At 56.7% G+C, this 21,640-nt stretch carries 21 protein-coding genes; 4 read left to right on the top strand and 17 right to left on the bottom strand.

The annotated features are described in order from the left end of the window. The first annotated feature begins 323 nt into the window (after positions 1-323). Together AC0IM9_RS11480 and AC0IM9_RS11485 are read left to right on the top strand one after the other, a co-directional pair. Complete coding sequence (locus tag AC0IM9_RS11480) at positions 324-1,547, top strand: cyclic di-GMP phosphodiesterase (protein ID WP_482804083.1); 1,224 nt, start codon at positions 324-326, stop codon at positions 1,545-1,547. A gap of 43 nt (positions 1,548-1,590) precedes the next feature. Beyond that, positions 1,591-2,754, top strand: coding sequence for a cyclic di-GMP phosphodiesterase (locus AC0IM9_RS11485; RefSeq protein WP_482804084.1), 1,164 nt, complete (start codon positions 1,591-1,593; stop codon positions 2,752-2,754). Here the strand turns inward: AC0IM9_RS11485 and waaC are convergent. From waaC to AC0IM9_RS11530, 9 genes are all read right to left on the bottom strand, one after another. Further along, a complete protein-coding gene (gene waaC, locus AC0IM9_RS11490; RefSeq protein WP_445372775.1) occupies positions 2,751-3,770 on the bottom strand; it encodes a lipopolysaccharide heptosyltransferase I in 1,020 nt (339 codons plus the stop codon). The two genes, AC0IM9_RS11485 and waaC, sit on opposite strands and share 4 nt — an antisense overlap. Next, positions 3,767-4,780 carry a lipopolysaccharide heptosyltransferase II gene (gene waaF / locus AC0IM9_RS11495; RefSeq protein ID WP_482804085.1) on the bottom strand — a complete coding sequence of 338 codons (1,014 nt, stop codon included), beginning with the start codon at positions 4,778-4,780 and terminating at the stop codon, positions 3,767-3,769. Before waaF ends, waaC begins: the two co-directional genes overlap by 4 nt. Before the next feature lie 6 nt (positions 4,781-4,786). Next, positions 4,787-5,713, bottom strand: coding sequence for a branched-chain amino acid transaminase (locus tag AC0IM9_RS11500; protein ID WP_278212764.1), 927 nt, complete (start codon positions 5,711-5,713; stop codon positions 4,787-4,789). Positions 5,714-5,813: 100 nt separating this feature from the next. Continuing rightward, complete coding sequence (locus AC0IM9_RS11505) at positions 5,814-6,659, bottom strand: CHAD domain-containing protein (RefSeq protein ID WP_482804086.1); 846 nt, start codon at positions 6,657-6,659, stop codon at positions 5,814-5,816. Between the two features lie 2 nt (positions 6,660-6,661). Then, a complete protein-coding gene (gene pssA, locus AC0IM9_RS11510; RefSeq protein ID WP_140913124.1) occupies positions 6,662-7,402 on the bottom strand; it encodes a CDP-diacylglycerol--serine O-phosphatidyltransferase in 741 nt (246 codons plus the stop codon). A gap of 148 nt (positions 7,403-7,550) precedes the next feature. Continuing rightward, positions 7,551-8,324 carry an outer membrane protein OmpK gene (locus AC0IM9_RS11515; protein ID WP_482804087.1) on the bottom strand — a complete coding sequence of 258 codons (774 nt, stop codon included), beginning with the start codon at positions 8,322-8,324 and terminating at the stop codon, positions 7,551-7,553. 65 nt (positions 8,325-8,389) lie between these two features. Next, positions 8,390-9,406: a ketol-acid reductoisomerase gene (gene ilvC, locus AC0IM9_RS11520; protein WP_140913126.1), complete on the bottom strand. Its 1,017-nt coding sequence runs from the start codon at positions 9,404-9,406 to the stop codon at positions 8,390-8,392. Between the two features lie 87 nt (positions 9,407-9,493). Beyond that, on the bottom strand, positions 9,494-9,985 hold the full coding sequence (gene ilvN / locus AC0IM9_RS11525) for an acetolactate synthase small subunit (protein WP_278212760.1): 492 nt from the start codon (positions 9,983-9,985) through the stop codon (positions 9,494-9,496). Next, positions 9,985-11,721 (bottom strand): acetolactate synthase 3 large subunit, encoded by a 1,737-nt coding sequence (locus tag AC0IM9_RS11530; RefSeq protein ID WP_278212759.1) that lies wholly within the window; start codon positions 11,719-11,721, stop codon positions 9,985-9,987. Before AC0IM9_RS11530 ends, ilvN begins: the two co-directional genes overlap by 1 nt. A gap of 155 nt (positions 11,722-11,876) precedes the next feature. On the opposite strand from AC0IM9_RS11530, the gene AC0IM9_RS11535 reads away from it, so the two are divergent. Then, positions 11,877-12,566 (top strand): 4'-phosphopantetheinyl transferase family protein, encoded by a 690-nt coding sequence (locus tag AC0IM9_RS11535; protein WP_482804088.1) that lies wholly within the window; start codon positions 11,877-11,879, stop codon positions 12,564-12,566. A 64-nt stretch (positions 12,567-12,630) separates the two neighbouring features. Here AC0IM9_RS11535 and rpsI read toward each other — a convergent pair whose 3' ends face one another. The 8 genes from rpsI to def all read right to left on the bottom strand — a co-directional run bounded on the left by rpsI (position 12,631) and on the right by def (position 20,311). After that, entirely contained in the window at positions 12,631-13,020 is a 390-nt protein-coding gene (gene rpsI, locus AC0IM9_RS11540) for a 30S ribosomal protein S9 (protein ID WP_256609801.1), read from the bottom strand. Between the two features lie 15 nt (positions 13,021-13,035). Continuing rightward, positions 13,036-13,464: a 50S ribosomal protein L13 gene (gene rplM, locus AC0IM9_RS11545; protein WP_054759837.1), complete on the bottom strand. Its 429-nt coding sequence runs from the start codon at positions 13,462-13,464 to the stop codon at positions 13,036-13,038. Between the two features lie 77 nt (positions 13,465-13,541). Then, positions 13,542-14,903 carry a sigma-54-dependent transcriptional regulator gene (locus AC0IM9_RS11550; protein WP_278212757.1) on the bottom strand — a complete coding sequence of 454 codons (1,362 nt, stop codon included), beginning with the start codon at positions 14,901-14,903 and terminating at the stop codon, positions 13,542-13,544. Continuing rightward, positions 14,896-17,055 carry a sensor histidine kinase gene (locus AC0IM9_RS11555; protein WP_482804089.1) on the bottom strand — a complete coding sequence of 720 codons (2,160 nt, stop codon included), beginning with the start codon at positions 17,053-17,055 and terminating at the stop codon, positions 14,896-14,898. The genes AC0IM9_RS11550 and AC0IM9_RS11555 overlap by 8 nt, the downstream gene beginning before the upstream one ends. Then, the gene (locus AC0IM9_RS11560) at positions 17,037-17,603 is read right to left on the bottom strand and encodes a DUF4390 domain-containing protein (protein WP_482804090.1); all 567 of its coding nucleotides are present in this window, start codon (positions 17,601-17,603) and stop codon (positions 17,037-17,039) included. Before AC0IM9_RS11560 ends, AC0IM9_RS11555 begins: the two co-directional genes overlap by 19 nt. Next, complete coding sequence (rsmB, locus tag AC0IM9_RS11565; protein WP_482804091.1) at positions 17,578-18,873, bottom strand: 16S rRNA (cytosine(967)-C(5))-methyltransferase RsmB; 1,296 nt, start codon at positions 18,871-18,873, stop codon at positions 17,578-17,580. The genes AC0IM9_RS11560 and rsmB overlap by 26 nt, the downstream gene beginning before the upstream one ends. After that, positions 18,870-19,796 (bottom strand): methionyl-tRNA formyltransferase, encoded by a 927-nt coding sequence (gene fmt / locus AC0IM9_RS11570; RefSeq protein WP_482804092.1) that lies wholly within the window; start codon positions 19,794-19,796, stop codon positions 18,870-18,872. The genes rsmB and fmt overlap by 4 nt, the downstream gene beginning before the upstream one ends. A gap of 8 nt (positions 19,797-19,804) precedes the next feature. Further along, positions 19,805-20,311, bottom strand: a complete 507-nt coding sequence (gene def / locus AC0IM9_RS11575) for a peptide deformylase (RefSeq protein ID WP_140913136.1) — start codon at positions 20,309-20,311, stop codon at positions 19,805-19,807. A 241-nt stretch (positions 20,312-20,552) separates the two neighbouring features. Between def and AC0IM9_RS11580 the strand changes: the two genes are divergently transcribed. Then, the gene (locus AC0IM9_RS11580) at positions 20,553-21,587 is read left to right on the top strand and encodes a LysM peptidoglycan-binding domain-containing protein (RefSeq protein WP_140913137.1); all 1,035 of its coding nucleotides are present in this window, start codon (positions 20,553-20,555) and stop codon (positions 21,585-21,587) included. Positions 21,588-21,640 lie beyond the last annotated feature (53 nt).

Genomic DNA, 21,640 nt, shown 5'->3' on the forward strand with positions numbered 1-21,640 from the left:
GCGCTATTCTTATTGTTCGTAAGCATGTGGCGACGACTGCCGAAATCGGTTTCGGCCTGAGGTTGCCGGCATGTTGGAAATGCAGTGTAAACCTTTATCCGAATCTGGCAATTGAATTATTACCGCCGGAAGTCCATGGGTTCGCTTGGTGTGGCCTGACTGCATGCACTACCCGAATCTTCCGATTCTAACTGTGAATTGCCGCATACTTGACGATGCAATTTTGCGGGATCGGCGTCGTATGACTATAGGGTTCGGCTGCTGACTGTATTAAGCTGTATCCATTGCTGAAATGTGTAAACGTGTTGGGATGTGTCGCAGGTATGAGTAGTAAAGACGACGGTGAGCTCAGAATTCATGTCTACGAATTGAGAGTCGGTATGTGCGTATGCCGATTGGAAGAACCGCGGAAAGAATCGCCGTTCATGTTCGATCGTATCGTGATCGAAAGCCCAGCCGATATTAAGTTGATTCAGGATATTTGCGATTACGTCTATATCGACGTCAAATGGCAAAAGTCGTCGGCCGGAGCAATTCCGACCCGGAACAGCGATTCGCTCAAGCACTTGAGTTTTGCCAGATCGTTCAACCAGACCGCAAATACGTTCAACCGAACCGGTAGTCTGATTAAAACGGTGCTGGATGACATCCGCTTCGGCAACCAGTTCAGCGTCAGCGCGGTGAAGCAGGCCGTGGCGGAAACGGTGGATCAAGTTTTGGAGAATCCGGATGCCATGCTGTTGTTAACCCAGCTCAAGGATCAGGATCAATATACCGCTCAACATTCTATGAATGTCTGCGTGTTGTCGATATTGCTGGGGCGCGAGTTGAAGCTCTCGGTCCAGGAATTGAACAAACTCGGATTTTGCGGGTTGATGCACGATGTCGGCAAAATGCGAGTGCCGCTGGAAATTCTGAACAAACCCGGCAGGTTGGAAGACGACGAAATGGCCATCATGCGTCAGCATACGTTGCACGGACGCAATGTGCTGATGTCGGCGCGCAACGCCTATCCCGGCGCGGTGGATGTGGCCTATGCTCACCACGAGCATCTGGCGGGCACCGGCTATCCGCGCGGATTGGGAAAAGAAGCGCTATCGTTGTTCACGCGCTTGGTGACGGTGGTCGATACTTACGACGCGATCACCAGCGACCGGGTTTACCAAAAAGGCAAACCGCATTTGGAGGCGCTGGGCATCTTGGTAAAAGGCATGAATCAACACTACGAGGCCAATTTCGTTACTCAATTCATTAACTGCATCGGTTTTTACCCGCAAGGCAATTTAGCCGAGTTGAGTAACGGCGAAGTTGGCGTCATTGTCGAACAAAACCGAGCCGACCGGCTGAAGCCGAAAATTTTGCTGATTCAAGACGAGAACAAACAGCCAATCGCCGAGCACATCCTCGATCTGGCGGTGACCGCTACCGACAAAAACGGTAAGCGTTACGGGATCAAACAAATTATGCGGCCGCAGGATTACGGGATCGACTTAAGCCAATACTGCCGGGACGGTAAATTCAGCCAAGCGTATCCGGAAGTTTCCTGAAGCCCGCTTGCGGCTGCGCAACAGACCGTTTCGACTCTTTGCCATGGTAAAAAAAATCGCCACCAGCCAACTGCGTAAAGGCATGTATCTATGCGGTACCGACCGCAAATGGATAGACATTCCGTTTCTCACCACCAAGTTTTTAATCCGCTCTGACGCCGACATCGATACCTTAAGGCAGTATTGCCGCGAAGTGTTCATCGATTTGGCGAAGGGGCTGGACGTAGCCGAGCCGGAACACGATTACACAACCCCGTCTGACCGGTCGGCGCCGGCCGCTCCGGAACCGGGGCCGTTGCTGCCGTTCCGGAGCCGTTTCGAAACGGTGTTGGGCAGGATTCGCGCCGGCGCCGGCTTGGATTTCGCCGCCGTCGAAGACATTGCCTGCGAAATTGTGTCTGTGCTGGATAGCGGCAGCATCTCGCTAAACCGGGTTGAAGGCTGGCACCAGAGTGGTGACAGGTTGGCGCACAAAGCGGTCAACGTCTGTTTTCTGGCTGCAGCTCTGGCACAGCGGCAGGCATTGGCGCCGGAGCTGGTGCGGCATACCGCAATCGGCGCGCTATTGCATGATCTCGGTTTGCTAAAGCTGCCCCAAGCCATCTTAGGCAAAGCCTCGGTGCTGACCGACGCGGAGCAGCTAGAAATTCGGCAACATCTAACGACGGGATTGGCGCTGCTGGCGACGACGCCGGAGGTGCCGAGCACGGTGCTGGAGATTGTCGGGGATCACCACGAACGGCCGGACGGTGCAGGCTATCCGCGCGGTTTGGCCGGCGGGCAAATCGGCTTGCCGGCCCGGCTGGTGGGCGCGGCATCGGTCTATGAAGCCCTGCTTAGCGATCGCGCCGACCGGCCGGCGCAAAGCAAAGTCGAAGCGCTCCGGTATCTATATCAGGCGAGTCCGACACAATTCGATGCCGTCGCGGTGGCTGGCTTGATCGAGGCCGTCACCGTCTATCCGCCGGGATGTGTTGTCGAATTGTCCAATGGCGTGTTGGCGATGGTGGATCAGATGCCGGCTGATGATCCAGGCCGGCCGGCGTGCCGCGTCATTGCCGACTCCAACAAACAGTTGCTGTTTCAGGAACAACGCATCGATTTGAGTCAAGCCGTGCATTCCAATTTAGCCATAGCGAGGCTTCCGGCAACCGACGAGCCGTTTATCGAATTGCTCGCCAGCTTTGCGGCGATGGAGCGGCTTTAACTTTCTGCCGTTTCGGCGGCAGGCTTTGGCAACAATTGTTTGGCCAAGGCCACGATATCGGCTACCGGAATTTCGCCGATCGAAAAATCGTTTTTGTTCAGCTTGAACGGATCGACCACGGACGGCGATTTCAGCACTTGGTTGATTTCGGTCTGGTATACCCGGCTGACAGGTGTCGGGCCGAACAAGGTGATAGACGGCCGGTTCATGCCCCAGGCCATGTGGGTCGGGCCGGTGTCGTTGCCGATCACCAGATCGGATTTGGCCACGACCGCTTTCAAGTCGTTCAGGTTCATCTGCGGCAACACTCGCGCCAGACTGCGTTCCGCCAGCCATTGCGCCATCCAGTGTTCCTTTTCGTTACCCCAGCAGATCAGAAAATTGGCTTCCACGCCGAAAATCACCTGCAGATATTTTTCCAGCGGATAATTGCGGCTGGGCCAGGTCGAGCCAACCACCAGCAGGATATTGCTTTGTTGCTTGGAAAAATAGTCTTCCAGCCTGATTCGCGGCGGTCGAAAAAACAGAAAAGGCTGTTTTTCCAGGATGCGATCGGTCCCGACCTCCAGCCCGAGCGGCCGGGTCAGCACCGTCACATTGCGGTCTATGGTGTTGGCATCGTAAGGGCAGGCGACGGTCTGAGCGTAAAACCAGGCCGCCGATTTTTCGCGGATCGAATTGCGATCGAAGCCGGCGCAATTGGCGGCCAGCAGCCGGCTGACCAAGGCCGATTTGATCAAGCCCTGGGCGTCGATTACCAGATCGTAGCCGTGCTTGGCATAACCGCGGACCTTGCCGATTTCGCCGAATATGCGCAGCTTATCGGTTTTCAAGGCCTTCAAATTCAGCGGCAGCACCTGATCGATATGCGGATTGTCTGCCAGCAGCCCGGCGAAACGTTCTTCGACGATCCAGTCGATTGTCAGATCCGGATAGGCGGCCTTGATGAACTGCAAGGCTACCATCGCATGCACGATATCACCCAATGCCGATAGTTTGACGACCGCGATTTTCATCGGTCGGCTTCCAGTGCGGCCAGAACTTGCTCGGGGCGCAGGTCGACCAGACAGCGGGTGTGGCTGAAAGGGCAGTCGCGTTTGAAGCAGGGCGAACATTCCAATTTCAGGGTCAGAATATGCGCGGCCGGATTCAGCGGCGGGGTAAAGCCCGGATCGGAGGAACCGTAAACGGCGACGATTTTTTTGTCCAGCGCCGCGGCCACGTGCATCAAGCCCGAGTCGTTGCTGACTACGGCGTCGGCCAGCGACAGCAAGTCGACCGCTTCGGCCAGCGAGGTTTCGCCGGCGAAATTGCGGCAGACGCCGCCGGTCAAATTCACGATGGCGTCGGCCGCCGGTCGGTCTTTATCGGAACCGAACAACCAGACCTGCCAGCCTTCGCCGATTTTGGCATTGGCGACGGCGGCGAAATGCTCAGCCGGCCAGCGCTTGGCCGGACCGTATTCGGCGCCGGGGCACAGTGCCAGGATTTTTTTGTCGGCATCGATGCGGAATTTGTCGCAGACTTGTCGGCGCTGTTCGGCGCTGATCGCCAGTTGCGGAATCGGATAGGCCGGCGGCTGTTCGTTTGCAGCAGGCAGTCCCAGCGCGACAAAGCGTTGCACCGTCATTGCCAGCTGGTTTTTGTCCAGTCGGCGGGGGTCGTTGAGCAGACCCCAGCGCAATTCGCCAAGATAGCCGGTGCGTAGCGGGATGCCGGCAAAAAACGGCACCAGCCCTGACTTCCAGGAGTTGGGCAGGACGATGGCTTGGTCGTAACTGTCGCGAAGCTGACGGCCCAAGCCAAACCGGGCGCCAAAGCCGAATTGGCCGTGGCCGAGCGGCATGGCTATGCCTTGTCGCACTTGCGGCATTCTTGCCAATAACGGCAAAGACCAGGCCGGCGCCAGGACGTCGATATGAGAATCGGGGAGGCGTTGTTTTAGCGTGATGAACAGGCTTTGCGCCATCACCATGTCGCCGACCCAGGATGGGCCGACGACCAGGATGTTATGCGGGGCAGGCACGTCGGTTTAGGATACCAGCGTCAACCATTCCTTGTGGTCGGCGCGGCGGCCTTGGACGTAGTCGAAATACAAGGCTTGCAACTTCTCGGTAATCGGGCCGCGGCTGCCGGAGCCGATGTCGCGGTTGTCGTATTGGCGAATCGGCGTCACTTCGGCGGCGGAACCGGTGAAGAAGGCTTCGTCGGCGACGTAAACTTCGTCGCGGGTGATGCGTTTTTCAATGACTTCATAGCCTTGTTCGCGAGCTATCGTCATCAGTGTGTCGCGGGTGATGCCTTCCAGCGCCGAGGTGGTTTCCGGGGTATAAATCTTACCGTTGCGGACGATGAACAGATTCTCGCCGCTGCCTTCGGCGCAGAAACCTTCGTGGTCCAGCAGCAGCGCTTCGTCGTAACCGGTCGATAGCGCTTCCTGCAAGGCCAGGATTGAGTTGATGTAATTGCCGTTGGCCTTGGCCTTGCACATCGTGCTGTTGACATGGTTGCGGGTGTAGGACGAGGTGCGGATGCGGATGCCTTTTTCCATGTTTTCCGCGCCCAGATAAGCGCCCCAGGTCCAGGCCGCGATCATGACGTGGACTTTCAAGTTGTCGGCGCGCAGGCCCATGCCTTCGGAACCGAAGAACACCATGCTGCGGATATAGGCCGACTCCAGGTTGTTCTTGGCGACCGCGTCGCGGTGGGCCTGGTTGATCTCGTCCTTGGAATACGGCATTTTCATGTTCATGATATGCGCGGAACGGAACAGACGGTCGGTATGTTCGGCCAGTTTGAAAATGGCGGTGCCGTTGTCGGTTTTGTAAGCGCGCAGACCTTCGAAGACGCCACAGCCGTAATGCAGGGTGTGGGTCAGGACGTGGACTTTCGCGTCACGCCAGTCAACCCATTTCCCGTCTAGCCATATCAAACCGTCTCTATCATCCATCGTTGCCATTTGTCTGAACCCGTTTTGTGAAAAAATCGTGCGCCGCCGTCGCGGCCGAAAACTGCCCGAAATTGTACTATAAAGCCGCGGCCGGCAATACCGGCGGCGTTTACTGCCAGGGGAAGGCTTGATCGGGGGCGGGGCGCCAGAAACCGAATAACTCTTCGCGGCGAGCGACAAATTCGCCGATCAACTGGTTTTGGCGCTGCCGATAGTGTGCCAACGCCGATTCCGGTGGATTTCCGCCGTAGAAGCTCTGCAGCGCCGCGAGCATGACGACGGTATTCTGGATCTCGCCCATGGTGGTCAAATAGCGTTGCAAGCGTTGGTCGTGGTCGGCCGGCAATCGCGGGACGGTTGCCGCCATCGCGGCGATGGCATAGCGTAGTTTTTTAACGGAGATACGCAGGCGGTGGATGCTGTGCAGGTCTTCGACAGAAACCGCAGCGTAGCGCGCCATCGCTTCCGCATAAATTCGGTCCAATGCGTTGAGTACGTCGCCAGAGATTTGGTTTCGGTGGGCTTTGGGATGCCGAAATTGGCGCGCCGCCTTATCGATTTTTCGGCGCAGTTTGGCTTGGCGCAGCTCGGCAACGAGCGCAGGTAAACGTGTCAGTTGTTGTTGCTCGCGTCGGTGCAGGTGGTCGAGGAAGTCGCTTAATTCCGGCAATTGCGGCAGTTTGCCGGCCACTTCGTAAAGCATGACCTGCACGTCGCGCAGATCGTCGAAGCTGTCCAGTTGGTGTTTTAGCGTCTTGCGTAACGGCGTCAGCGGTCGGCAAGGGCCGATTTGTTGTAATAGCCCGAGCATGCTCAACAAACGGCGGATGCCGGTGCGCAAAGCGTGGACGTGGTCTTCGCTGCAAGTTTGGCAGCAGGCTTTCAGGCGTTTGCGATATTGGCGCCACTGACGGTAAAGCGCTGTACTCAGCAAATTACCGTCGGCGTCGGCCACGTCTAGCCCTTGCGGCTTTGTAGCCGGCGTTTGCGCATTACCAGCGTGATGATCGGGCCGGATGCGGCGTAACCGACCGACAGCAGGAACAGCATGCGTTGCGGCTGAGCCATGACAAAGCTGATGACCAGCATCGCGATAATCGCGACGATGAACGGCACTTTGTTTTTCAGATCGATTTCTTTGAAGCTGGAATAGCGGAAATTGCTGACCATCAGCAGGCCGGTGGTGATGGTGGCCAGCAACACCAGATATTTGAAGTTTTCTACGTCGTAGCCGTTCTCGACGCAAAACCACAGGCCGCCGGCCAGAATCGCTGCCGCTGCCGGGCTGGGCAGGCCCTGGAAGTAGCGTTTATCCGCGACCTCGACTTGGGTGTTGAAGCGCGCCAGCCGCAATGCGCCTCCGGCCATGTGCACAAAAGCCGCGAACAAACCGGCCTGGCCCATACTGGATAAAGTCCATAAATACATGACTATGGCCGGTGCGGCGCCGAAGGAAACCATGTCCGACAAGCTGTCGTATTGCACGCCGAATTCGCTCTGGGTGTTGGTCAAGCGGGCGACCCGGCCGTCCAGGCCGTCAAGTACCATGGCGATGAACAATGAAATCGCCGCCGTCTCGAAACGGCCGTTAATCGCAGACGTAATCGCGTAAAAACCGGCAAACATGGCGCCTGTGGTAAATAGGTTGGGCAGCAGATAGATGCCGCGGTGGCGTTTCGGTTGAGGATTTTTCAGCATGGCGGTTGCAAGCGGTAACAAGTTGGCGGCATTTTACATGCTCGGTCCGGGGCGTGCTATTGCGATTGCGTGACAGGGCGGGATTGCGCGCTGTAAAGCGGACAGTGCGGCAATCTGTCTCCAGATAGTTTGGTCGCCCTCGAACCGTTCAGAATTTCCAGACCAGCAAAGCCTGCGGCACATTGTCGTGCAAGCCTTTGATGCCGTACTTGTTATGCCAATATTGGTACTCCAGGCCTATAAACAGATGGCCTGAGTCACCCCAGAAATCGCCCAGGTCCAATCTCAATTGCGGTTGGGCCAGCGCCTGGCGAGCGGCGGTCTGGTTGCGACCGATGAAATCGGCGAAGCCTTCGAAACTCCATTTTGTGCCGGCGATTTGAAACGGTAATTGCCAGAATGGGGTGATTTGCCAGGAGGTACCAATGTCGGCGGTTTCGGTGACGCGTTGGCGCAGAAAATCGATGTTGAAGTAATTGAAGCCGGGTAAGTCGAAATCGACGCTGATGCCGTACAGCCAGGCCCGAAAACCGCTTTGTCGGCTGTTCATGTTCTCGCCGAGGTTGATGCCGGCGGTCAGGCCAAAGTCTTTGAAAATCCCGTACGATAAATCCAGGCCGCCGATTTTACTCAAGCTGAAGGTACTGTAGGCTTCGCCGTATAAATGGGTTTGCGCCTGCTGGCCGGATTCGCTGAACAGTGTGTCCATGAAGAAAAAGTTGCGGCCGTACGCCCAGCCGTGGGCATGAGTGATCGTGACGATGGCTTGGCTGACGTCGTTAGGATTGAAAGGCTCTTGGTAGTTGCCGCCGTGCAGATATTGGATTTCGCTGTTGCTCCATTGCATGAAGTCGGCGGAGGCCTGCTTAGCTAGCGCTGCGGCTAGTAGGGTGATGCAGAGCGAATGCGCAAGATTGGTCATATTTGAAATCCTGCAGGCAAAAAAAAGCCCATCGTGGAGATGGGCTTTAATCCTAGCCGATAAGCTTAGTTTTTGCTTTTATCGACGATTTGGTTGGCTTTAATCCAAGGCATCATCGCCCGCAGTTTGGCGCCGACGGTTTCGATCGGGTGCTCGGCGTTCAGGCGGCGGCGTGCGGTCATTTCCGGATAGCCGGTGGCGCCTTCCTGGATGAATTGCTTGGCGTAGCGGCCTTCCTGGATGTTTTTCAGGGCTTCCTTCATCGCTTTGCGGCTTTCGTCGTTGATTACGCGCGGACCGGTGACGTATTCGCCGTATTCGGCGTTGTTGGAGATCGAGTAGTTCATGTTGGCGATGCCGCCTTCGTACATCAAATCCACGATCAATTTCAGTTCGTGCAAGCACTCGAAGTAGGCCATTTCGGGTGGGTAGCCCGCTTCGGTCAGGGTTTCGAAACCGGCTTTGACCAGTTCCACCGCGCCGCCGCACAGTACTGCTTGTTCGCCGAACAGGTCGGTTTCGCATTCGTCGCGGAAGGTGGTTTCGATGATGCCGGAACGGCCGCCACCGATCGCGGAAGCGTAAGACAAGCACAATTCTTTGGCTTGGCCGGAAGCGTTTTGATGCACGGCGATCAAGTCAGGAATGCCGCCGCCTTTGACGAATTCGGAACGCACGGTGTGGCCCGGCGCTTTCGGGGCGATCATGATCACGTCCAGGTCGGCACGCGGTACGACTTGGTTGTACAGAATCGAGAAACCGTGGGCGAAAGCCAGGGCCGCGCCTTGTTTGATGTTAGGCTCGATTTCTTCTTTGTACAGTTTGGATTGGAATTCGTCCGGGGTCAGGATCATGACCACGTCGGCGCCGGCGATGGCTTCCGGTACATCTTTCACGATCAGACCACTGTTGGTGGCTTTGGCGACGGACGCGGAGTTGGAGCGCAAGCCGACCACGACGTCAACGCCGGAGTCTTTCAGGTTGTTGGCATGGGCGTGGCCTTGCGAGCCGTAGCCGATGATGGCAACTTTTTTGCTGCGGATGATCGAGAGATCGGCGTCTTTGTCGTAATAAACTTGCATAGTGTTTCTCGTTACTCTTGGTGTGAATTAAAAATTGTGTTTGGCGGCCGCTGTGCGGAGCGCAGTGGGTTCGCGCTCCGCTAGCATTTAAAGATGTAAGCCTTTCTCGCCGCGGGAAATGCCGGTCGGCCCGGAACGCGCCACTTCGATGATGCTGCCTTCCTCGAAGCCGTGAATGAAGGCATCCAGTTTGTTGGATTGGCCGGTCATTTCGACCACATAGCTGTTCGGCGTCACGTCGATGATCTTGCCGCGGAAAATGTCGACCATGCGTTTCACTTCCTCGCGGGTGTCGTGCGTGGTTTTGATCTTGACCAGCATCAATTCGCGCTCGATATGGGCCGACTCGGCCAGATCGATCAATTTGACCACATCAATCAGTTTGTTCAATTGCTTGGTGATCTGCTCGATGATCTCGTCGCTGCCGCTGGTGACCAGGGTCATCCGCGACAGACTGGGATCTTCGGTCGGGGCGACGGTCAGCGATTCGATGTTGTAGCCGCGCGCCGAGAACAGGCCGGCCACCCGCGATAGGGCGCCGGATTCGTTTTCAATCAAAATGGAGATGATATGGCGCATCAGGACAACTCCCTCTCGACCGGGGTGCCGGGCGCGACGCGCAATTTCATGTCGTGGTGAGCTTTGCCGGCTTCAATCATCGGGTATACGTTTTCGGTTCTATCGGTAATGAAATCGAGGAACACAGTTCTGTCCTTCATTTCGAATGCTTGTTTCAAGGCGTCGCGCACTTCTTCCGGTTTTTCGACGCGGATGCCGACATGGCCGTAGGCTTCGGATAGTTTGACGAAATCCGGGATCGTGTCCATGTACGAGTGCGAGTAACGGCTTTGGTAAGAAAATTCCTGCCACTGGCGAACCATGCCCATGTAACGGTTGTTCAGGTTGATGATCTTGACCGGTGTTTTGTATTGCAACGCGGTCGACAGTTCCTGAATACACATCTGGATGCTGGCCTCGCCGGTGATGCAGGCTACGTCGGAATCCGGAAACGCCAGTTTGACGCCGATTGCCGCTGGTAAGCCGAAGCCCATTGTGCCCAGGCCGCCGGAGTTGATCCAGCGCCGCGGTTTGTCGAACTTGTAATACTGCGCAGCGTACATTTGATGCTGGCCGACGTCCGAAGTCACGAACGCTTCGCCGTTGGTCACTTCATATAGCTGTTCGACGACGTATTGCGGCTTGATGATCCGGCTTTCGCGGTCGTATTCCAGACAATTGACGTCGCGCCAGCTTTGGATCAATTGCCACCAAGATTCCAGCGCCGCTTTTGACGGCTTGGTTTTGCTGTCCTTGACCAGTTCGATCATTTGTTGCAACACCGGTTTGACTTCGCCGACGATCGGTACGTCCACTTTCACGGTTTTTGAGATCGAGGCTGGATCGACGTCGATGTGGATGATCTTGGCATAGGGGCAAAACTCGGCCAGTTTGCCGGTGACACGGTCGTCGAAGCGGGCGCCGACCGCCAAAATCACGTCGGCTTCGTGCATGCCCATATTGGCTTCGTAAGTACCGTGCATGCCGAGCATGCCAACGAACTGCTTGTCGGTGGCCGGATAGGCGCCCAAGCCCATCAGCGTGTTGGTGATCGGATAACCCAGCATCCGGGTCAATTCGGTCAGTTCTTCATGGGCTTCGCCCAAGATCACGCCGCCGCCGGAATAAATCATCGGCCGTTGCGCACCCAACAGCATTTCCACGGCGCGTTTGATCTGACCCTTGTGGCCAGTTACCACCGGGTTGTAAGAGCGCATACTGACTTTTTTCGGATATTTGTAAGGTATCTTGATATTGGGATCAGTGATGTCCTTGGGTACGTCGACCAATACCGGGCCCGGACGGCCGGTGGTCGCCACGTAAAACGCTTTCTTGATCGTTTCGGCCAGGTCGTTGACGTCCTTGACCAGGAAGTTGTGTTTGACGCAGGGGCGAGTGATGCCGACCGTATCGACTTCCTGAAACGCGTCGCTGCCGATAACCGGCGACGGCACCTGGCCGGAAATGATCACCATCGGGATCGAATCCATGTAGGCTGTCGCGATCCCGGTCACGGCGTTGGTCGCGCCCGGGCCGGAGGTGACCAGCACCACGCCCGGTTTGCCGGTCGCGCGTGCATAGGCGTCGGCCGAATGGGTGGCGCCTTGCTCATGGCGCACCAGGATGTGTTTTACGTCGTCTTGATGGAAAATGGCATCGTAGATGTGCAAGACAGAGCCACCCGGATAGCCAAATACAAATTCGACACCTTCATCTTTAAGACATTGGACAAGAATTTGTCCGCCACTGAGTTCCAATTTTATGCCCTCGAAAAGCTAACCAAAGCGTGAAATGCGGATTTTACAAAAAAGGTTGGATAAGCTACTGTCTTTGGCCGGTTTCGTCAAGGAAAACCAAGGGTTTTGCTTGGTTTCGCGGTAAGCAGCGACAGGTTTTGAAGAGGAGGGATGTTTTGCGGGCGCAATTTGTTGATGTTTGGCATGCCGAGTTGAGGGGGCTGGATTCTAAGGCCTTAACCTTTTGGGATGCCTTATTGTCGGATCAGGAGCGACAGCGGAGCCAAGAGTATAAACGCCCGGAGCGGCGCCAGGGCTTTGTTGCGGTGCGGGGCTTGTTGCGTTGCACATTGGCCGGGTATTTGGATGTTGAGCCGCGGGAATTGGTGTTCGAGTCGGGCGAGTACGGCAAGCCGGCGTTAGTGGGGGCAAGGCTGCATTTTAATATTTCTCATTCCGGAGATCATTTGCTGATTGCGGTGTCCGATCTCGGCGAGTTGGGGGTTGATGTTGAGAGTCTGCGAGTCGGGCGAAATCTGCATGCGCTCGCCGGGCGTTGTTTCTCGGTGCGGGAATATCGGGAGTGGGCGGCATTACCGACCGAGCAGCAATTGCCGACTTTTTACCGTCTCTGGGTCAAGAAGGAGGCGTTTGTTAAGGCGGTTGGGCGTGGGATTGCGGCAGGTTTGGACTTGTGCGAGTTTGCGCTGGAAGCGGGCGGACAGCTTGTTGCGATTCCTGGCGAGTTCGGGGTTGTCGACGCTTGGTCGGTGGTCGAGTTACCGGTTGCCAATGCTGCTGCGGCGTTGGTGGCGCCGAACAAGTCCGGTGTGTTCCGCTTTCGCGAGTTGGGGCTGGGTGTTTGACGAGGCCTATGCGGCAGTCGAAAAAAAAGCCGCTGATGTGCGGCTTTTTGTGATCGATCGTTTCTTAACGTTTCGAGTATTGCGGACGCTTTCTGGCGCCGTGCAAACCGATTTTTTTACGCTCGACTTCGCGGGCATCGCGAGTCACGTAACCGGCTTTTCTCAATGGAGAGCGCAGGGATTCGTCGTATTCCATCAGTGCGCGGGTCAGGCCGTGGCGAATCGCGCCAGCCTGGCCGGACGGGCCGCCGCCGGAGACGATGATGTTGATGTCGAAGTCGCCGGATTTGGCTAACAGTTCCAGAGGTTGTCTGGCGATCATTTCATCGGTTTTGCGGCCGAAGTATTGGTCTACAGGGCGGTTGTTGATGATGAACTTGCCTGTGCCGACCGTTGCGTAAACGCGGGCTACCGAGCTTTTGCGGCGACCTGTTCCGTAGTATTGAGCTGCCATAAACTATCTACCTGCTTAGAATTCTAAAACTTTAGGTTGTTGAGACTGATGATTGTGCTCCGGACCGGCATACACTTTCAATTTTTTGAACATCGCCCGGCCCAGTGGGTTTTTAGGCAGCATGCCTTGCACTGCGGTAGTGATGATGCGGTCGGGGAAGGTTTGTCTCAATTTGCCCAAAGAGGCGGACTTCATGTTGCCGACATAACCGGTGTGGCGGTAATACATTTTGTCTTTTTCTTTGTTGCCGGTAACGCCGATTTTTTCGGCATTGACGACGATGATGTAGTCGCCGGTGTCGACGTGCGGGGTGTATTCTGGTTTATGTTTGCCGCGAAGACGTCGTGCAATTTCAGTAGCAAGGCGACCCAATGTCTTTCCTTCTGCATCAATCACGTACCAATCGCGCTTAACTTCTGCGGGCTTTGCACTAAATGTTTTCATCGTTGCTTTCTTAAAATCGGTTGAAGCTGTAAAAGCATGGCATTCTACTTAAACCGGCCGCTAACTTCAAGTTGCAATTACAGCTTGATTTTCAGCGAATGCAGTTTCCGGTACAAATGGGTCCGTTCCATGCCGATCGCCGCAGCTAACTTGGCGACGCTGCCGCCGTTTTTTTCGAAATGGTACTCCAGATAGGATTTTTCGAAATGGTCGCGGGCCTCTTTTAGCGGCAGGTTGAAAAATTCCGGCACGTTCAAACCCAGTTTGGGCTGCTCGGCAATCGAACCTAGTGCTGCTTTGACTTCGTCTAACTCGATGTCATCGCCGGCACCCAGAATCATCAGCCGCTGCACCAGATTGCGCAATTCTCGGACATTGCCGGGCCAACTGTAGTTGCGCAGATAATTTTGCGCCGCCATCGAAAAGCGGCGGAACGGCAGTTTTTCGTGCACAACGAAATGATCGACGTAAAAATTCAGCAGACTCGGTACATCCTCGCTGTGCTCGCGCAGCGGCGGAATTTCTAACGTCACCACGTTCAGTAGGTAGTACAAGTCCTGGCGGAAGCGGCCGCTGTTGACTTCTTCCTCCAGCGCCATTCGGGTCGAGGCGACCACGCGCACGTCGACCCGCACGGCCTGGCTGCCGCCAACCCGCAGGAACGAACTCGATTCCAAAGCACTGAGCAGACGGGTTTGGGTTTCCGGGTCCATGCCGCCGATTTCGCCCAGGAACAGCGTGCCGCGGTCGGCCTGCTCCAGCAGGCCGCGGTAAATCCGGCCGTTGTCTTCGCGGCCGAAAAATTCGACCGCCGCGTTTTCCGGGGAGATGCTGCCGACCGAGACGTCGACAAAGGCGCCGTCGCGGCGGGAGCTGTTGTTGTGCAGGTAGCGGGCGTACATTTCCTTGCCGACGCCGGCTTCGCCGACCAGCAGCACGCGGGCGTCGTGTTGCGCCAGACGTTTCAGTTTGTCTTTGGTGCGCTCGACCACGGCGCTTTTGCCGACCGGCTCCACGCCTATCATCAATTGCTGCTTCAGGCCGGCGTTTTCCCGCTGCAAGGAACTGGTCTCCAGGGCGCGCTCGACGATCAATAGCAATTTTGCCATCGACAGCGGTTTTTCCAGAAAATCGTAAGCGCCGAGGCGGGTGGCTTCGACTGCCGACTCGACCGAGCCGTGACCGGACATCATGATTACCGGACAGAGTGAGCTGTCTTCGCCGACCCATTCCCGCAACAGCGTGATGCCGTCGCTATCGGGCATCCAGATGTCCAACAAAATCAGATTCGGCTGGCGCTGGTTTTTCAGTTTCTTCGCTTCCGTGGCATTTTCGGCCATCGCGACTTGATAGCCCTCGTCTTCCAAAATCTCCGACACCAGTTCGCGAATATCCTGTTCGTCGTCGACCACCAATATGTAGGGCGCTTGTTTATTCATGCATCGTTCCAAATTCAAAAACCGGTAGCTGGAGCAGAAAGCCAGCGCCGCCATTATATGCCGTATCCACCCAAATCACGCCGCCGTGTTCTTCCACGATTTTTTTGACGATGGCCAGGCCCAAACCAGTACCCTTGGATTTGCTGGTGACGTAGGGTTCGAAAATGGTTTCGATCTGATCCGCATTCAGGCCGCTGCCGTTGTCGTACAAACCGACTTCGACATAATCGGTGTTATTGCGCGTGACTTTGCCGATTTTAATGGCGATATGGCATTTTTCCCCAGTGGCTTCTTGCGCGTTCTTGATCAGGTTATGCAGCACCTGGCGAATGCTGACAGGATCGACTTCGACAATGACGTGCTGGCTGGCGGCGGCCATCGCGAAGCTAATTCCGGACGGCAGGTACAGCGTAGTGATCTGCTGGATCAAATCCACCAGGTTGATTTTTTCGACCTGCTTTTTCGACGGCCGGGCGTATTCGGAGAAGTCGTCGACCATGCGTTTCATCGCTTCCACTTGCTGGACGATGGTGCGGGTGCCGCGTTGCAGAAACTCGGCTGAGCCATCCTGCAGTTCTTTGGACAACTTGTGCTGCAAACGTTCTGCGGACAGTTGGATCGGCGTCAATGGGTTCTTGATTTCGTGGGCCAGACGCCGGGCGACTTCGCCCCAGGCCGCGTTTTTCTGGGCTTGAATCAAATCGGTGACGTCGTCGAACACCACCACGGCGCCGGTGTGGGCGCCGTGTTGCGAAAACAGCGGCGTACCGCGGCACAGTAGCTCTTGGCGGCCGTTCGGGCCGAGAAACACGATGCGCTGCTCCCAGATGTCATCGGCTTTTTCCAGCAGGCTTTGGATTGCTGTCAACACGTCGGCCAGTTCGGGATGCAGCTCGGCCAAGGCGGGTAGATTCTGGCCGACGAAATGGCTGACCGGGATGTGCAAAATCCGGTAGGCGGCCTGATTCGCAGTGCGGATGAAGTATGCCGCGTCGAAACTGATGACGCCGGCGGTCAGGTTGGCGAGGATGGTTTCCAGGTAGGCGCGCTGATTTTCCACCTCCAGGCCGGCGGCGCGGGTTTCGTCGCGGGAGCGGGCGATGCGCCGGGTCATCTGGTTGAACGATTCGACCAGAAAGCCCAGATCGTCCTGGCTCATTACCGGCAATTGCTGCTGATAATCGCCGTCGGCGACGGCCTGGGTGCCTTTTACCAATTCCCTGACCGGAGCGACGATATTGCGGATGCTGATAAAGGCCACCCAGATCGCCGCCAGCATACTCAACAGCAGCACCAGCAGCAGGATCAGCGAAAAACTGGTTTTCAGCGAATCGCGCAGGAAATTCATTTCCTGGTAGCGAATGAAGGCGAATTCGATCGAATCGGCCAAATCGGTGACCCGCACCGGAATCGGATACAAAACCTGGAGAAACCGGCTTTGGTCGGCTTCGATCGCGACGATGATGCGCACCAACATTTCGTCGTTGTCGCCGGGATCGAAGGCAAAATATTCCTTGTTCTGTTTCAACTGCAGCCAGATTTGCTCGTCGGGCAAATGCGGCAGAATGTCGCTGGGGTTGATGCTGCTGGAGGCCAGAATTCGGCCCTGGTTGTTGAATACCGCCAGTTCCAGCGCCCCCGATTCGCGCCACAACGAACCGACTTCCAATGCAATCAGCGTTTCCGATTTGTGCTGCAAATGCTCGGCCATTTGCTTGGTTTGCTTGATGTGCCAATTCATGCGCTGATTCATCGCCGACTGGCTCAGTTCCAGCGCGTCGTCCATGGCCCGGTCGATTTCGACGTTAAACCAACTGTCGATGCCTTGGTGCAGGAATTGCACCGAGAAGTAGAACACGATTGCGGCTGGGGCCAGCGCCAACAATACGAACAGCGAGACCATGCGCGTGGTGAGTTTGGAGCCGGCTTCCTTTTTCTTCAGCTCGCGGACCAGCGAGTAGGCGTTGACGACAACCAGCCCGAGCAGGATGATCGAGCCCAGGGTATTGATCACCAACAGCCAGGAATACAACTCGCCGAGTTCCGAAGACTCCTGGGTGGCGCTGCTCATCAGTTGCAGCGAAAGCAGCACGAAACCGAACAAAATGACGATTGACGCGCTGGCCGGCAGCTTCATTTTTGAATAGGCCATAAGCTCCAATGGCTGGAAAGAAACCAACGGTGGTCCAGATACGCCACCGGGCGCAGCGGAATCGGCAGTGCCTCGCGATTAAATTCGCTGCGCACCGCCAGTTGGTAGTAGTGGCCGGTCTCTAGGGCTGTGGCCGGGATCGGTTGCTGGTCGCGCACGCTGGCCATGAAATGCAGCGCGGCGCTCAGGGTCAAAAACATCTCGCTATGGTTTTGCGGGGTTTGCACCGCATATTGGTTCAATAGCGCGTGAAACTGCAGCCGGTAGCGTTGCTTGCTGCGATAGGCGACGCTATCCCACAGCCAGCCCGGTTCGCGCAATTCCATGACCACGTCCCAGGTCAACGGTACCCCTTTGTCCAGCGCCTCTTTGGCGACCGGGCTCAGCCGATACTCGATCTGGCTGGCGATTATCGCCGTATCGCGTTCGCTTTGCAGTTCGGCGTACTCTATCCGAGCGGCGTAATTACCGGCCCACACCGGCGCCGAACCCAATGCTAGGCATAGCGCAAACAGGCCGGGGCTAAACCGCTTTGCGCAGCTTGGCATAATAAAAGCCGTCCATTTGCCGTTCTCCGGTCAAGATTTGCCGGCCGTGCGGGCGGGTCAGGCCCCAATGCCCCTCGATGGCCAGCTCTTCGGCGTCGCTGTGGGTCGCCAGAAATGCGGCGATTTGCTGCTCGTTTTCGACTTTCAATACCGAGCAGGTAGCGTAAAGCAGAACGCCGCCGGGAGTGAGTAGTTGCCATGCGGCCTGCAGGATTTTGGCTTGCGTGGCCTGCAATACCGCAATGTCATCCGGTCGACGCAGCAATTTGATGTCCGGGTGGCGGCGGATTACGCCGAAACCGGAGCAGGGAGCGTCCAGCAAAATTCGCTGAAAACGGCGTGGTCCGGCCCAATCGGCGGGGTTTCCGGCGTCGGCCACCAAGGTTTCGGCCTGCAAATGCAGCCGGGCCAGATTTTCCTCGACCCGGTGCAGGCGATGGGCGTCGACGTCGATCGCCATTAGTCCGGCCAATGCCGGTTGCCGTTCCAGAATCGCTGCGGTCTTGCCGCCGGGTGCCGCGCACATGTCCAGTACCCAGTCGCCGGCTTGGGCGTCGAGGAGTTCGGCTGCCAGTTGCGCGGCGCCGTCCTGTACCGAGACCCGGCCGTCGCTGAAGCCGGGCAATTGCTCGACCGCCACGGCCTGATCCAGACGAATCGCCGTATCGCAGCAATCGACCGGCTGCCCGGCAATGCCCTGCGCCGCCAATTGGTCCAGGTAGGTTTCGCGACTGGTCTGCCGTTGATTGACCCGCAAAAACATCGGTGCGGCTTGGTCGTTGGCGTGCACAATTTTTTCGTGGCGTTCGAGCCAGTCGCGGCACAGCGCGTCGATAATCCATTGCGGATGGTTGAGTCGGGCCTGTTGATCCCGGTCTGCGGCTTGCAACAAGTTGTCTGCGTCGCGTAAATACTGCCGGAGTATGCCGTTGACCAAGCCTCTGGCCCAAGGTTTGTGGCTGGTGGCGGCGACGGTTTCCGAGACGGCGGCGTGCGGTTTGACCCGCATGTGTTGCAATTGGTACAGGCCGACCAGGAGCAGGGTTTTGATGTCGGCGTCCTTGGCTTTTAGCGGTTTGCCGAGCAGTTTGCCTAACGCGAAATCCAGTGCGTAATAATGGCGCACCACGCCGTAGCATAAGGCTTGGACGAAGGCCCTGTCTTTGCTGTCTTTCAGCTTGGGCAAGCCGTGCTCCAGGGCGGCGGTCAGCGACTGGCCGTCGCCGATGACCTTGGCCAAAATTTGCGCCGCGCAGCCGCGAAGATTCATAAGCCGAGTACGACGCCGGCGGCAGGATGTGCGTTCAGAAAATCCTTGCCGTTGATACGCTTGCCGCCTGGCAGTTGCACTTCCAGTAACCGAAGCATGCCGTCGCCGGTAGCGACGTCCAGGGCTTGCGCCGAACTGTCTATCGCGCCGGGCGCTAAGGTCGCCGCCTTCGCCAAGACTTCGCTGCGCCAAACGCGCAAGATCTGGCCGGAAAAGGTGGTTTGCGCTACCGGCCAGGCGTTGAGGCCGCGAATTTTTCGGTCCAGTTCGACCGCCGATTGTCGCCAATCGATTAACGCTTCCTGTTTTTCCAGCTTATGGGCATAGGTGACCAGGCTCTCGTCCTGAGCTTCGGCTTGCAACGCACCGCGTTCAATCATGTCCACCACTTGCAGCAAACCTTGGGCGCCGAGTTCGGCCAGGCGGTCGTGCAATTCGCTGGAGGTGGCGTCGGCACTGATCGGGCATTCCAGCTTGAGCAGCATATCGCCGGCATCGAGTTTTTTGACGACTTTCATGATCGTGACGCCGGTTTTGGCATCGCCGGCCATCACTGCACGATGGATCGGTGCCGCGCCGCGCCAGCGCGGCAATAAGGAGCCGTGGACGTTGATGCAGCCGAACTTGGGAATATCGAGTACCGCTTGCGGCAAGATCAGGCCGTAGGCGACCACAACCAGCAACTCGGGCTTTAAATCGGCCAGGGCTTGGATGGCTTCGGCGGTTTTGAAGTTTTCCGGCTGGGCCACCGGGATGCCGGCCGTCAACGCCAAATCTTTGATCGGACTGGCCGTCAATTTACGGCCGCGGCCGGCCGGCCGGTCCGGTTGGGTATAGGCGGCGATAACTTCGTGCGGCGAATCTATCAGGGTTTGCAACGTTGGCACCGCGAATTCCGGGGTGCCGGCAAAAACGATTTTCATGGTTGTCCTTATACGCCCTGTGAGCGGTGGATCTTATCCAGTTTGGATTTTATTCGGTTACGCTTGAATGCCGACAGATAATCGACGAACAGCTTACCTTCCAGATGGTCCATTTCGTGTTGGATGCAAACCGCCAACAAGTCGCGGGCGTCGAGTTCGAAACTGTCGCCGTTACGATCGAGCGCTTTGACTTTGATCTGTTCGGCGCGGCTGACTTTTTCGAAGAAGCCGGGTACGGACAAGCAGCCTTCTTCGGATTCTTCAACGCCGTCGCGTTCGACGATTTGCGGGTTGATCAGGCAGATTGGATTGTCTTTGTTTTCGGAGACATCCATCACGATCACGCGTTTATGGACGTTGACCTGGGTTGCGGCCAAGCCGACGCCCTTGGCCGAATACATGGTTTCGATCATGTCGTCGACCAGTTTTCTGATGCCGTCGTCGACTCGCTCCACCTCGCTGGCGACCGTGCGCAAGCGTTTGTCGGGGAACTCCAAAATCGTAAGAATACTCACGCCTTACTCCGTATTGCTGAAATCAATGTCGGCGATTCTATCCGAAATCAGCCTGGGTTTGCATGCTGCGGCAGGCTGGCGAGCCGCGGCGTACTGCTGGCAATCTGCGTCAATTCATCTAAACTGTGCGGCAAATTCTATTGGCGGCCGGCGGCGATAGCGCCGGCCGGCTCATACTACGCCCGGTTTCGGCTGTTAGAGATCGGATCGAACACGTTACTGGCTTCGGCAGGATAGATATATGTTGCTTCGCACCGCTCTGGGTATTGCATTTTCGTTGTTGGCCGCGGCAACTGCACGCGCCGACGAATTGCAGATCAACCCCAATCATCCCGACCAATACACGGTGGTAAAAGGCGACACGCTGTGGGATATCTCCGGCAAGTTTTTGCAACATCCTTGGCAATGGCCCGAACTCTGGCATAACAATCCGCAAGTTAAAGACCCGCACTGGATTTATCCGGGTGATACTTTGTACTTTTCTTATGTTGACGGCAAACCCAGGTTAAGTTTCGCTCCGGGCGATGCAACTGAAGAAAAACTGTTGCCACGGGTTCGCGAATCTTCGGTCGAACAAGCCATACGGATGGTGCCGAGTGATGCGATTATCCAGTTTCTGAATTCGCCGAAAGTGGTGACGGCCGATGAATTGCATCGTGCGCCCTACGTGATCGGTTTTGTTGGCGAGCATCTGATCGCCGGTGCTGGCGACGGGGTTTACGTGCGGGCGATCGAGGAGCCACAGGGCTTGGGTTATACGATCTACCGGCAGGGCAAACCTTACATCAGCCCGGTTACCAAAGAGATTTTGGGTTACGAGGCGCAGTTCATTGCCGATACCACGTTGCAACAGCCCGGCGATCCGGCGACGCTGCTCATCAATAAATCGGATATGGAGGTTCAGCGCGGCGACCGCTTGATGCTGACGTCCGAAGGCGAATTGGCGTTGAACTACTTCCCGCGGCCGCCGGAAAAACAAATCGTCGGCAGTATTATCCGGGTGATGGGCGGCGTATCCCAGATCGGCCAGCACGACGTGGTGGTGATCGATAAAGGAACGGCCGACGGTATCGAAGTCGGCCATGTGTTCGACGTTTACCGGCGCGGTAACTTCTTGTTGGACCGCTACCAGTCTCCGGAAGGGGTTGCTGTGAAAATGCCGGACGAGCTGGCCGGCGAACTGATGGTGTTCCGGACCTTCGAGCGGGTCAGCTATGCCTTGGTGATGAAAGCGTCGGCCGCGATGCACACCTTGGACCGGGTGCAGACGCCTTGACCTTTACGGTATGGCGCGACCTGATCTTAAGTGCTCCGGGGCGAGCGGCTCGA

The sequence above is a fragment of the Methylomonas sp. Uni0011 genome (assembly GCF_056850255.1).